Raw genomic sequence first — 12,803 nt, forward strand, 5'->3', positions numbered from 1 at the left:
GCAGATAATATAGTGAGTCGATTTGTATGTAAAGCACTAACTGCATACTATGCCATAAAAAATCGTCAACTGATTAATTTGCCACCAAGTTTGAGCCGGTATCATGGATCAACACCTGCTCATTTATCTTTTTTACATCTTATGTCTATCGGATCAGGCCTGATGAAGTGCCATTGGCTCTTATTTTGTATCCAACCAAAGCCAACATAGCACAAGATACTATCCCCCAAGCAATAGCCACTTCACCAGATGCAGCCCACAAAGCCACGACGCTCGAAACACCAAAAGAAAGACTCATCTGTAAAAAATTCTGAAGGCCTGCTGCTTTCGCCGCATGTTGAGTAAACTCCTGTAAAGCACAATTCACCACAATGGGATATATCGCCCCATTGGCGGCGGCAATGATCGAAAAAGCAACCAATAGAGGAAGAAGACTGCCTGTATCTAACATCAAGGAAAACAGCACAATTGAGGTAACACATAGACCAAAACAAATAAGCATCGCCGTTAGGGTTTTTTCTACCCCAAATTGACGGATCAATAGCTTACTAGAATAGCCACCGACAATAAACATCATGGTCTGTGGGATAAAGCTTAACCCAATTTCTTTTGCTGCAAAACCATGCTGTTCCATCACAATTGGCCATAGTGTTAAATAAGCAAAAAAAGCCCCTGAACATGCGCCGAATATGAGCACATTCCCTAAGTATTTAGCGTTTTTAAATAAATCTAAATAGGAAACAGAGTCTATGACATCATGCGTCATAGCCTTCTCTTTAGGCACAAAAATGAACGTTAATACCATCAGCAATAATGCGAGTGCTGTCAGCAATAAAAATATACTCTGCCAGCGACTGATATCGAGAATGAATGCCCCGACAAGTGGTGCTAAGGCTGGTGAGAGTGCAACAAGAGGCATAATGTTAGCAAAGACATTCTGCGCTTTGATTGCATCATATTTTTCAATCACTATCGCTTGCCAGATAACGCCGGCACTGCAGGCGCCCAGCGCTTGGAAAAAACGGGCAATGTTAAAAGCAAGTGCTGTCTCACTATTGGCCAGTGAGAAACTGGCAACAGCAAAAAGAAGCAAGCCTAATAGTAACGAATGCCGCTTACCGAACCGCTGGACTAGAGGCCCATAAAGCAGCTGACCTACCGCTAATCCTGCCAGAAAACATGTTAATGAACTGGCTACATGAGCAGGCGTTGCCTGCATGGTCTCTTCAATGGCTTTAAATGCCGGAAGATACATGTCAGTTGCAATAAAACCTAACATGCTTAACAACGCTAAATAGCCGAGAAAAAAAAAGTACTTGCTGTGATCCAGTGAATTCATAATCAGTGTTAATATCTGCTAAAGTAAATGACAAATTAAGGCTGTGCAGTCTAAAGACTTGCTAAATTATTGTGAAACGTTTATTTTTGAGCTTAGCCATCAAAATTTATCATAGCAAGGAAATGCGGGTATGCTTTCTGAACAGTCATTATTACTGATTGATATGGTCTCTCGCGTTGGAAGTTTCACCGCAGCGGCGAATAAACTTCACAAGGTGCCTTCTGCCGTAAGTTATGCCGTAAAACAGGTTGAAGATGAACTTGGCACTGAATTATTTCAACGCCACCACAGAAGTGTCAGCCTGACCCCCGCTGGTGAACATTTTGTCAAACAGGCCCGCGCCATTTTAACCAACATAGAATTAATGAAAGACGATACAAAACGTGTCGCAAATGGCTGGCAACCTACCCTATCAATCGCACTCGACAATATTGTTAGAGCCGATAAAATTAGTGTACTCATCGCTGATTTTTATCGCCATTTCACCAATGTCGAACTGATTATTCGTATCGAAGTGTTCAATGGTGTTTGGGAATCTATCGCCAATGGGCGCAGCGACATCGCTATTGGCGCCACCACGGCTATCCCTGTCGGTGGAGATTATCATTTCAAAGACATGGGTGAGATAGAATGGGCATTTATTGTCGGTAAAAAGCATCCGCTGGCTGACGTTCATCGACCATTAACAGATGATGAATTACGTCAATATCCTTCAATTTGCCTTGAAGATACCTCACGAGAGATCCCGAAACGCATGACATGGTTGCTCGAAAACCAACGCCGTTTGGTTGTACCTGATTGGATACGCGCCATTAATTGTTTCAGAGAAGGGTTAGGCATAGGTTATATGCCGATGCATTTCGCCGATGCATTTATTCGAAGCGGCGATTTATTATCCAAAGAGATAGAGAGAGCCAAAGCCACTAGTCCCTGCTGTTTAGCCTGGAATGGAGCAAACATGTCACCAGCAATGTCATGGGTCCTCGACTATCTTGGCGATAGTAAAAAATTGTATGACGATTGGCTACATTAAATTTTGTGCATGAATACGCATTTACCTGTACCCATCTAAATAAGCTAAGTATGATTAAATAAACGTCAACAATCATTGATTTTGACGTTAAAATAGAATGGTACATAAGGTAAAAGAGCATATTTAAAAGGATAAAAGAGGTTTACGCCTTTCCCACTCTGACTCCCTGATGTATGATTCAATGACTTATACTCGTACGTACGGGATAATGTAAATTGATATCGCGACTTGCGGAACTCTTTTGAGTAAAGTGAATCGAAGTAATAAGATGAGAGCATCTGCTATAAAAGCGTCACAGGAGATAGATATGACACAACAGACATTGTATTCAACGAACACTTCAACATTGGAAGTGAATAAGCTTCTAAAAAATACCTACATGCTACTTTCATTGACACTCGCTTTTTCTGCCGTCTGTGCAGGTCTGGCCATGGCATTGCAAATTAGTCCTCTGTTATCTATCGGTATGTCGTTAGGTAGCTTAGTTGTCCTCTTTGTGACCTTAAAAAAGGCCGACAGCGCAGCAGGGCTTTTTTGGGTCTTTGCCTTTACAGGTATGCAAGGTGCGTCCTTAGGTTACATTCTAAATCACTATGCTGGTATGGCTAACGGTCCACAGCTTATCATGCAGGCATTAGGGTTAACTTCGGTTGTATTCGTGACTTTGTCAGCATACGCGATCACCACTAAAAAAGACTTCTCGTTCATGAGAGGATTTTTAATGGCCGGTCTCGTTATCGCTATCGTAGCAGGCATTGCTAATATCTTTATAGGTAGTGGTGTGGTATTTATGGCACTTAATGCTGGTATCGCGCTTTTGATGACAGGTTTTATTCTGTTTGATACTAGCCGAATAGTGAATGGTGGTGAAACAAATTACATCAGGGCCACTATCGCATTATACTTAGATTTCCTTAATTTGTTTATTGCTCTTTTGCATTTAATGGGCATTGGCAATAACGATTAATCAAGCATAAACGATTACTGTCACTGCACTTGATTTATCTCTTCGATAAATAATATTTTGTCACACAGTATTATCGGTTAGAATAGCCCCTTAAACGGGGCTATTTTTTTGCCTGCTTACTAATTGATAACTAAAATACTAATACATGAGCAAATTCATCATTCAAGTTAACGGCTCTGCTTATACTAGCTCCGCCAGTTATCATGCTTACCGTTTTTCAAAAGCGGCTCTAGAATCAGGGCACGATATACAGTGCGTGTTTTTTTACCAAGATGGTGTGCTTAATAGCAGTTCATTCAACAGCCCAGCTTCAGATGAATTTGACTTAACAAGCGCTTGGATTAGCCTTAATCAGACATATCAAGTTAAGTTAGTCAATTGTGTTTCTGCCGCGTTAAGGCGAGGGGTATTGTCAAAAACTGAAGCTAATGAGTTAACAATAGACCACTGGAATATACAAGATCCCTTCGAAATGGGAGGCCTTGGCGAACTCGTGACTGGCATTGAAAAAACGGATAAATTGATCAGTTTTTAATGAATGGCAACCTACAATCAGTCAATGACAAAATTAAGATATTAAGATGAAAAAATTAACCATCATTTTTCGCCGTGCTCCACACGGTACAGCCCACAGCAGAGAAGCATTAGATCTCGCGCTACTTAGCGCCAGTTTCGAACAAGATGTGTGTTTGATTTTTGTGGATGAAGGAGTGCTAAACCTCGTAAAAGCACAGCAACCAGAACGGATAGGTGCAAAAGACTTTATTGCCACTTTGGGTGCTCTCCCCCTATATGACATTGACACTGTACTTGTGTGTAACACCTCATTAGTTGAATATGGTTTACAGGATATCGAACTGACAATAGCGCATGATAAAGTCTCACAACATGCAATAACGCAACAATTAGCCCATGCAGATGAAGTGTTGGTATTCTAATGATTTTACATCACGTACAAACCTCACCAGCACAAGATAATGCCTTAGCGACTTGCATCAGATATATTGATAAGCAGGACACGCTATTACTGTCTGGCAATGCTGTAAACGCACTTTTACTTCAATCTTGGCAAAAAGCATTGGCTTCAATACCTGTATTGGTGTTGGCTGAAGACGTAAAAGCACGCGGGATAACCACACAACTCAGTCCGTTCACGTCAATTAGCTACGAACAATTTGTTCAAGAAACATTAAGTCATAACAAGGTGATTAGCTGGTGAAAAACACAAATACTAGTATAGAATATAACAACAATAAAATAGACACCGATCATCAAGGTTATTTAAAAAATATAACCGATTGGAATGAAAATATCGCTCAAATTATTGCAACAAAAGAGAACATCGAGCTCACGCCAGCACACTGGGAAGTCATTAATTTCGTACGCGACTTTTACCTTGAATTTAAAACCAGCCCTGCTATTCGTGTCCTAGTTAAAGCCATTGGATTAAAATTGGGGGGTGATAAAGGGAACTCAAAATACCTTTACACCTTATTTCCTGTCGGACCCGCTAAACAGGCAACAAAAATAGCCGGTTTACCAAAACCAGCTAAATGTATCTAAACATCTTATTATGGGAAATGTAAAAACCTAGATAAACTAGGCTTTTACATGTAAACATGAATAAATATAAATTCATGAATCTTAGAATTTATAACGATGTACTCTTCATTGTCCGTTACTCTATCATTTCATCATCAATAGCTGCAATAATGGAGTTCACATCACCATAAGGTAGATCTAATTGTGGCTCCCAAGTAAAAACACCTCTATATCCCGCAGCTTTAACAGCGCTGACTTTTTCACGTATTAATGGTATAGAATTATAATTGTAGGTATATTCACCTAAAATAAATTTATTTAATTCTGGATCTGCACCATAATCACTAATAAGCTTTGACCAAGCTATATCTTTAGGGCTGCCAGCTTCAACTTGACTTTCAGTGACCGCATAGATAGGTAATCCAAGTAATAGTTTATTCTTATCTACGCCATAATTTTGGTTGAGTTGATCTAACACATCGATGACAGCAACGGTACTTAAATTATTTGTGTGAGGTCCATAACCTTGGACATTAATGAAATCAACAATATTATCAACAGCTTCAGCTTTATCAAAGTAATGATTATAATTATTGCTGCCTATTGATATAGATATTTTTTTATGTGGAAACCAACTTCTTAGATTATGGATCATATTACTGTAAAGCGAGACGGCAATATCCGTTTCCCAATCGATATCTAATCCAACAAATCCATAATCAATCAATAATCGATTCATCTCATTCATGAATCTTCTATATGTTTCTGGAGATGCTGATGTCACAATGGGATCTAGATTACCCACTCCAAGCATCATTTTGCTGCGTTGATTTGCATCTAACTTGGCAAAAAAATCATCAAATTTCAGTTTAAAATTATCTTCTGAATGACCATCATAAAATAACTCTCCATTATCATTAGGTTTAACAGAGAAAAAATACGTATAAGTTACATTTTTTAGAGACTCATTAACGTCTGAATTGTCTCTATTAAAAACATAGTAATCATTTCTTATAAAGCCGCTCGATTCAGAGCTTGGAGCAAGCTGGTTTGCAATACTAAACATGGGTAAAGTAATTAACGTTAAACCGAACAATACTTTCTTATATTTACACTTCATAACATTCCCATCAAAACCATAAAAAATTATTCTTAATAATTAGAATTGGAAGTTAAAACAAATCAACATTCATATCAATAGCAAACCAAATAATCTGATATTATTCCCTTATCATTAATGATTAATTAATAAAACAAACAATCAAAATCAATCATTATCACCAACGAGAAAAACATAAAACACCAAATAATCACCATTAAGAAGATAACACTTAAAATAAAACACATAAGTATCAAGATCAGCATTTAAGACATGATGTATTGTGACTATTCCATATAATAATCGCAATTATGTACCCAAAACTAGCACAATGATGACTGACTTCTCAGCTCTAAGTTTGGCATGCCTCAAAGCTACCGATCTAACTAATCAATATCAAAAGACCTGATGGTATAGCACTGCAACAAAGCCCTCCCGAATCGTAAAAACTTCTCTTATTAATTTTTTGACAACGACCTAAGCTAAACTAGAATTAAGTGTATTAATTTGCACAGGTTGCCACATGAAAATCATTCCGATGATTAAGATTTCGGCTATCAGTAAGGCTTTATCATTTCAATACTCATATCTCTCATCACTTCACCTCTTATGCTTGCTAGTGCTTAATGTATCTCTCTCTTCCAACTGTTTAGCTAAACCCATAGACAAAGAGGTACTTATCTCTACGCAAGAGTGGCCTCCCTATCAGATAAAGTCACCATATGCGCAGACTGGTTTTGCAATAAATGCTCTGAAATGTGTCATGGACAAAGTGGGCCAAAAATACCGCGTCATCTTTCTGCCTTGGGGACGCGCACAAAATGGGGTTGCACAAGGCAAGTATGATGGTTTTTTTTCAGCTTCACAGAACGATAAACGCGATAACTATGCGGTGCTCTCACAAACATTTATCGAACAGGAGTGGAATTTTTATCTGCTAAAAGATACCAATATTGGTCTCAATAAAGCCTCTATTAAGAGTCATGCACAGCTTGGTAGCAGAATGCATGCTAATACGACCTATTGGCTCCATAAGGAAAAGTATCAAGTAATACATGAAAATGCCAGCATTGATAAGTTACTGAAACTGCTAATTATAGGGAAAATTGATGCCATTATGGAAAATAAATTACTATTCAGAGATGCCATTAATCGCTCGCATATCTCCTTATCAAACCTAAAAGTCGTACCAAATATCAATAAGCCATTGGGGGTTTATTTTGGCAAAGTCTTCATAGCAAAATATCCTGATTTTATTGAATCATTTAACCTGCACACAGAGGCTTGTCGATTTACATCTCAGGATTAACTCACATAAACGATATAGAGTAAGACCATTGCATGTGAACTTAGCAAAAGACTTTAGCATAAGGCCACAGCCTCTTACCCTTTATCAAACGCAAATACATGTAGCATAAAAATCTTAAACTCAGCTAGACCAAGGCTTCAAAGAGGAAATTCCTTATGAAGCGCTCCAACCATTTATTTTCCCAAGATGCACTGCCCATTATTTTGCTCCCTTCTTTTTACACATTCCACGGATTAGGTGGCAGTTTCTTACTCCCAGCATTTTTTGATGGACGCTGATCACGTGATGGCAATTGGCTTTTACTGATAGTACTTGTGTGCTTATCTTCACTGCTGGCTCGAGCAGGCTTGTGCTTTGGCTCGAAATTTAACACCGAAATAGGCACTTCTTTACTCGCCTTGAATCCTTCAATTTCTTTGCGTGTAATAAGATGCCCTAAACGGCGTTCAATCATACACAGATTCTTAAAATCATCTCTAGACACCAAGGAAATGGCCTGGCCCGATGCCCCTGCCCGTCCTGTACGTCCAATACGATGTACATACTCATCGGCAGGAAAAGGCAGATCATAATTAATCACCAAAGGTAACACTTCTATGTCTATCCCACGTGCCGAGACGCCTGTCGAGATTAGGTACTTAATTTTACCTGCCTTAAAGTCGGCCAGTAGTTGTTCGCGAATAGCTTGTGTACGGCCACTGTGTATCGCTTCAGCTTCAATACCTCGCTTGCCAAGTTGGCTGACGAGCTTACCTGCACCATGTTTCGTTTCAATAAAAATCAATGCTTGCTGCCACTGGTGTTCATTAATAAGGTGGCTTAATAATGCTGATTTTTTATCTTTGTCTACCGTTATCAGCCATTGATCAATATCCGGTTTATCGACATTTTCTTTCGTAAAAGAAAGTTGAATAGCATTAAGGAAGGTCTCTTTAGCAAGTTCTCTCACTTGTCTGGACAATGTTGCAGAGAATAATAAGTTTTGTCTGTTGTCTGGTAGTGTATCGATGATTTTGGTGATGTCTTCGATAAAGCCCATGTCTAACATTCTGTCAGCTTCATCAAGCACTAAAAATTCTATTTCATCAAAATGAATCGCTCTTTGGGTGTAAAGATCCCTCAAACGTCCAGGTGTTGCAACCACAATATCAACACCATCAAGTAATTGCTGCTTTTGCGGTGCATAGTCCACGCCACCATATATTGCAATAGATTTGAGTGACAGATGTTTCCCATAGGCTTCAATGCTGTGACAAACTTGCACAGCAAGCTCTCTTGTCGGCGTTAGAATAAGCGCACGAGCTCGTTTTTTACGTTGAGTCACGCCGCGAGATAACATCTCAAGAATGGGCAACACAAACGTCGCTGTTTTACCACTGCCTGTTTGCGCTGCTGCGATCAGGTTTTTGCCTTTTAGAGCAAGGGGAATAGCCTCAGCTTGAATAGGAGTAAGCGAGGTATAACCCAGCTCAGTAACGGCATTAATGATCGGTTCGCTTAATCCTAGTGTTGAAAATGACATCATAAATCTCAAATAAAGTACGCTGTTGAGCTTAAGCAAAAATACATGTGCTAGAAGCTAGAGAAACAGATTATATCTGTCCTTCTAAGCTAACCCCTAGCGCTATTGAGTAAAATAAATCACTGCACAATAAAACAATTCGTTAAATTATTGATTAACAAGGAAAATAGAACATTTTTAGTTATAAAGCATACAACATCAGAAGCATCGATAGAACGATAACATATTCAACGCTATTGTTTAACCTGACTTATTACTGTCTCTAATATCTTCTAAGGCTTCATTAATCAGCGTACTTGATGTACCTTCTGTGTAAGGAAAGTAAATCACTTCGCAGCTTACTTCAGCTAATTGTTTCTCAAAATCCTTCCATTTAGGCGTGTCATACCAATCATCACCAACAAATAGGTACCTAGCATGATTTTTTAATGCTGCAGCGGCCTTATCCATATTATTTTGTGGGATCGCGACATCGACATATTTACACGCTCTAACCACTTCAATACGATCAGTATACGGGATCACTGATTGCTTGCCTTTATACATCACCAACTCATCTACCGTGACACCCACCACTAACTTGTCACACATGGCTTTGGCATTTCTCAATAAATTGACATGCCCAACGTGAAATAGATCATACACTCCACTTGTATATCCAATGATCATTTAATTATCCTTAAATTTTCTTTGAACCAGATCTCATATGAACTTTCATCACCATTAGGGTCAAAAATGGCGGTCAAATCGACGGGGAAACCGACTTTTTTTTCAAACGCAAATTGATGGCCTTTATAAGGAGCAATAAGCTCTCTAAGAGGTGTTTTGCCTAAAGTATCGCCCATTAATGCATCTGGTGATAACTTGGCAGCAATCTTAAAGGTATGCATATTTGCTATCGGCTCACGCCCTTCTATGCCTGCAGCCATCAAAGAGAAATCTAAGCGACGAAATAGAATGGGCATATGATAACGAATAAAGAACCACCTCACCGTTTCAAAGGGACTCACAAACGTCAATCCATCAAAAAGAGAGGCCATTTTTAGGTAAAAGTCGCTACCTTTAACTGGACGTATATAGCAATACATGTCTAAAAAGATATCAATATCAAACTGACACACGGTACTTGCCCATTTAAAAATACGATCATAGCCAGCAAAAAACTCATCGGCCCCTTCACCGGACAAGAGTACTTTTATGCCTTCAGATGCTGCCACTTTCGCGATGATAGACAGTAACACCTCATTAGGTACTGACATGGGCTCGCCACGTAACGCTAATAAACGCTCAAATTCAGTTCGGTACTGTTGTGCAGAGCATTCTACAATAGTCAAGTTATCAATATTTTGCTTTCTTAAATATTCTAAATCCTCATCACCTTTAAAGCCGATGGTATAATATTTATCAAACTTCCCCAGCTCTTTTAGTAAGTTGCTGTCTATCCCTCGGCTTAATAATAACCCAATGGGTGCATCCGATACTTGCCGTGTCGTGATCCCTTTTTCGACGGCCATGGTTAATCGAGAGAGATCACACTCTTCATATTTTCCGTCTAAATACGTCAAGAGATTGAAATACTCACCATTAATTAAACATTTGGCTGGTGCGACTTCATCTATTCCCGAAAAAAATGACCCACTCAAGATCGGCGCTCTCACCGCATGATATTCTTCAATCGCATGATCATTCACCGATAAATTAAACAGTTTTTGCAGCGTATTTGGCTCAGAAGATAAGGTAATATAACCATCACGTTTATGGAAAAAAAGCGGTTTTACGCCAAAGCGATCTCGAGCGCAGTATGCCATCTCACCTTGGTGATCGATATACACAAAAGCAAAAAAACCATCAAGCTCAGATAAATTTAACTTGCCGATGCTAGCGAGATCACTTAATAAAACAGTGTCACTTTTGTAGCCCTTGTTGAAATACTTCTCACCCAGTTCGACGAAATTCAAAATTTCACCATTAAACACTAATAACCCACCATCACCGTGGATCAAAGGTTGATTAACCCCACTGTCGATATCAATGATGGCTAATCGAGAATGGTATGCCTTCCAACCATTATGCTCAATCAAACCCGATGACCCATCAGGCCCTCGAAACCTCAATGTCTTTTCAATAATATCCAGCGTATTTTGAGTGATAGATGGATCATTGGTAATAAAAATACCGCACATATAATAAAACCCTCTTCATGCCTGATGAATGGATTGCATTTTCTAACACGAAAAATGATGTAAAAATGACACGATATTAATCATAATTTTTAATCTAAATAGTTATGTCGATAGGGTATGTTAAACTGATTAGAGTGTAGGACAGTCTCTTATATCTTTCCAAAAAAATCCAACTTGCATTTGGATAAAAAATGAAGAAAATCATATTTTTTCACCCTAATTGACATATCATTTCACGACATGAAAATCGATCTTTCCATCATGATATGTAAACAACATCCACCCTCAAATAAGAAATCTCCTCCCATTCTCGTTATATACCCAAACGACTTCAAGATGTTCATTTCAACGTTTTCGTAGGATAGCTGGACAAGGCAGTGATTAAGATAATCGCTAAGCTAGGTAAAACTGACGATAGAGTTGGATGATTATTTTATGCCAATTACGTTCAGCGGGAATTCAAAGCCCTGAATGACTCTTATCCGGTCCAGAGTCCTTCAAATACCCTGATTCATCTAACTGTTTACGGATGGCCTTTACCTCATCAACGTCGATAACAGAATCGCTATGCCCTCCCCATACCACTCTAGCAAAATTGACCAACTCGGTTAATTCTAGATCAGATATTTCAGAACTAAACCCATTCATTGCTACTGTTCCTTGAATAAGGCTCTGGCGTTTACTTGGAAGTCCTCGCAAAATAACCGCAATGGCGTTATAGGCTGAATCTGCGGTCAATACACTATTATTATTAATGGCAACAACGGCATTGGGTTTACCTAGACCATCTAGCCCATGGCAGCCAGCACAATAACTCACATAACCTTGATACCCTTTTTGTGCCTTTTCATCTTCAGTCAAAAAACGCGGACTGTTTGCTGCTTCAGTGGTTAGCTGGCTTGTTATTGTCATCGTAGAGTGTTGATCTTCATCAAGTAAATAAGTCGATATAGCCGACAAATTCTCTCGTTTCATATGCCGTAAACTGTGATTAATCGCCGTGTACATGCCAGCAAAAGCTGAACCTAAATTCGATTCTCCCTCTTTAAAAAACCGAATCAGTTCATTATGTGTCCAACCTCGTTTTTTTAATTGCTTAGCCGTTATATCCACCGCATCCCACCCTTCGATAATCGCACCTTGTAATGCAGCATTTGATTTCATCGCAAACCCTATATTTCTAGGAGTATGACACTCACCACAATGCCCTGCTGCTTCAACAAAATACTTACCTTGGTTCCAAATATCACTCTTACCTACTGTCTTTTTAAAATCACTATCATCAAAAAACAATTGATTCCAACCACCTAAGGTAAATCGTATATTGGTTGGAAAAATAAGATCATTATCCTTATTAGCCTGTTCGATTGGTTTTACAGATTGAAAATATGTCCATAATGCATTCATATCCTCATCATTGAGCTTTCGATAGGAAGTGTAAGGCATTGCAGGGTATAAATTTCCTGAGTTTATTGAGTAGCCAAACTTCACCGCACGGTAAAAATCTTCACGGCTATAATTGCCAATACCATGAGTCTTATCGGGGGTTATATTAGTTGAATAAATATCGCCAAATGGTGATAAGAAGTGCAACCCACCAGCAAATTCAGCACCATTAGGCCCTGTATGGCAAGCCACACAGTCTCCTTCGATGGCTACCTGGCGGCCTCTTTCTTTAATCGCCTCACTCACCTTAATATTATTTAACTCAGGATTTATCACTGCCGTTTGACCACTACCAAGATAAATAAAGCCCACAGCTAATATCCCAGTAAAAATCCCAATCCCCATCCATTGTTTCATAAGCCC

Annotated in this window: 13 protein-coding genes; 7 read left to right on the plus strand and 6 right to left on the minus strand. The window is 39.0% G+C overall.

The annotated features are described in order from the left end of the window. Positions 1-145: 145 nt before the first annotated feature. On the minus strand, positions 146-1,339 hold the full coding sequence (gene punC / locus HQQ94_RS13005; protein ID WP_173294823.1) for a purine nucleoside transporter PunC: 1,194 nt from the start codon (positions 1,337-1,339) through the stop codon (positions 146-148). Positions 1,340-1,469: 130 nt separating this feature from the next. Here punC and punR point away from each other — a divergent pair, with 130 nt between their 5' ends. The 6 genes from punR to HQQ94_RS13035 all read left to right on the plus strand — a co-directional run bounded on the left by punR (position 1,470) and on the right by HQQ94_RS13035 (position 4,902). Beyond that, positions 1,470-2,372: a DNA-binding transcriptional activator PunR gene (gene punR / locus HQQ94_RS13010; protein ID WP_173294824.1), complete on the plus strand. Its 903-nt coding sequence runs from the start codon at positions 1,470-1,472 to the stop codon at positions 2,370-2,372. Between the two features lie 307 nt (positions 2,373-2,679). Then, positions 2,680-3,339 (plus strand): Bax inhibitor-1/YccA family protein, encoded by a 660-nt coding sequence (locus tag HQQ94_RS13015; RefSeq protein WP_173294825.1) that lies wholly within the window; start codon positions 2,680-2,682, stop codon positions 3,337-3,339. 145 nt (positions 3,340-3,484) lie between these two features. Next, entirely contained in the window at positions 3,485-3,874 is a 390-nt protein-coding gene (gene tusD, locus HQQ94_RS13020) for a sulfurtransferase complex subunit TusD (RefSeq protein WP_173294826.1), read from the plus strand. Positions 3,875-3,920: 46 nt separating this feature from the next. Next, complete coding sequence (tusC, locus tag HQQ94_RS13025; RefSeq protein ID WP_173294827.1) at positions 3,921-4,277, plus strand: sulfurtransferase complex subunit TusC; 357 nt, start codon at positions 3,921-3,923, stop codon at positions 4,275-4,277. After that, complete coding sequence (gene tusB / locus HQQ94_RS13030; RefSeq protein ID WP_173294828.1) at positions 4,277-4,558, plus strand: sulfurtransferase complex subunit TusB; 282 nt, start codon at positions 4,277-4,279, stop codon at positions 4,556-4,558. Before tusC ends, tusB begins: the two co-directional genes overlap by 1 nt. Beyond that, complete coding sequence (locus HQQ94_RS13035) at positions 4,555-4,902, plus strand: TusE/DsrC/DsvC family sulfur relay protein (RefSeq protein WP_173294829.1); 348 nt, start codon at positions 4,555-4,557, stop codon at positions 4,900-4,902. Before tusB ends, HQQ94_RS13035 begins: the two co-directional genes overlap by 4 nt. 115 nt (positions 4,903-5,017) lie before the next feature. Here HQQ94_RS13035 and HQQ94_RS13040 read toward each other — a convergent pair whose 3' ends face one another. Then, on the minus strand, positions 5,018-6,001 hold the full coding sequence (locus HQQ94_RS13040) for a glycosyl hydrolase family 18 protein (protein ID WP_173294830.1): 984 nt from the start codon (positions 5,999-6,001) through the stop codon (positions 5,018-5,020). Positions 6,002-6,503: 502 nt separating this feature from the next. On the opposite strand from HQQ94_RS13040, the gene HQQ94_RS13045 reads away from it, so the two are divergent. Continuing rightward, positions 6,504-7,289: an ABC transporter substrate-binding protein gene (locus tag HQQ94_RS13045; RefSeq protein WP_173294831.1), complete on the plus strand. Its 786-nt coding sequence runs from the start codon at positions 6,504-6,506 to the stop codon at positions 7,287-7,289. Positions 7,290-7,506: 217 nt separating this feature from the next. On the opposite strand, the gene HQQ94_RS13050 is transcribed toward HQQ94_RS13045, so the two are convergent. From HQQ94_RS13050 to HQQ94_RS13065, 4 genes are all read right to left on the minus strand, one after another. Next, positions 7,507-8,811: a DEAD/DEAH box helicase gene (locus HQQ94_RS13050; protein ID WP_173296638.1), complete on the minus strand. Its 1,305-nt coding sequence runs from the start codon at positions 8,809-8,811 to the stop codon at positions 7,507-7,509. 240 nt (positions 8,812-9,051) lie between these two features. Then, on the minus strand, positions 9,052-9,480 hold the full coding sequence (locus tag HQQ94_RS13055) for an adenylyltransferase/cytidyltransferase family protein (protein WP_173294832.1): 429 nt from the start codon (positions 9,478-9,480) through the stop codon (positions 9,052-9,054). Beyond that, positions 9,477-10,994, minus strand: a complete 1,518-nt coding sequence (locus HQQ94_RS13060; protein WP_173294833.1) for an asparagine synthetase B — start codon at positions 10,992-10,994, stop codon at positions 9,477-9,479. Before HQQ94_RS13060 ends, HQQ94_RS13055 begins: the two co-directional genes overlap by 4 nt. 459 nt (positions 10,995-11,453) lie before the next feature. Then, the gene (locus tag HQQ94_RS13065; protein ID WP_173294834.1) at positions 11,454-12,797 is read right to left on the minus strand and encodes a cytochrome c; all 1,344 of its coding nucleotides are present in this window, start codon (positions 12,795-12,797) and stop codon (positions 11,454-11,456) included. Positions 12,798-12,803 lie beyond the last annotated feature (6 nt).

It is taken from the genome of Shewanella sp. VB17, assembly GCF_013248905.1.
Taxonomy (GTDB): domain Bacteria; phylum Pseudomonadota; class Gammaproteobacteria; order Enterobacterales; family Shewanellaceae; genus Shewanella.

Coding starts and splice junctions, on each gene's coding strand:
- HQQ94_RS13060 (WP_173294833.1), bottom strand. CDS start 10,994: ATGTGCGGTATTTTTATTACCAATGATCCATCTATCACTCAAAATACG.
- HQQ94_RS13065 (WP_173294834.1), bottom strand. CDS start 12,797: ATGAAACAATGGATGGGGATTGGGATTTTTACTGGGATATTAGCTGTG.
- HQQ94_RS13055 (WP_173294832.1), bottom strand. CDS start 9,480: ATGATCATTGGATATACAAGTGGAGTGTATGATCTATTTCACGTTGGG.
- HQQ94_RS13040 (WP_173294830.1), bottom strand. CDS start 6,001: ATGAAGTGTAAATATAAGAAAGTATTGTTCGGTTTAACGTTAATTACT.
- tusC (WP_173294827.1), top strand. CDS start 3,921: ATGAAAAAATTAACCATCATTTTTCGCCGTGCTCCACACGGTACAGCC.
- HQQ94_RS13045 (WP_173294831.1), top strand. CDS start 6,504: ATGAAAATCATTCCGATGATTAAGATTTCGGCTATCAGTAAGGCTTTA.
- tusB (WP_173294828.1), top strand. CDS start 4,277: ATGATTTTACATCACGTACAAACCTCACCAGCACAAGATAATGCCTTA.
- tusD (WP_173294826.1), top strand. CDS start 3,485: ATGAGCAAATTCATCATTCAAGTTAACGGCTCTGCTTATACTAGCTCC.
- HQQ94_RS13050 (WP_173296638.1), bottom strand. CDS start 8,811: ATGTCATTTTCAACACTAGGATTAAGCGAACCGATCATTAATGCCGTT.
- punC (WP_173294823.1), bottom strand. CDS start 1,339: ATGAATTCACTGGATCACAGCAAGTACTTTTTTTTTCTCGGCTATTTA.
- HQQ94_RS13015 (WP_173294825.1), top strand. CDS start 2,680: ATGACACAACAGACATTGTATTCAACGAACACTTCAACATTGGAAGTG.
- punR (WP_173294824.1), top strand. CDS start 1,470: ATGCTTTCTGAACAGTCATTATTACTGATTGATATGGTCTCTCGCGTT.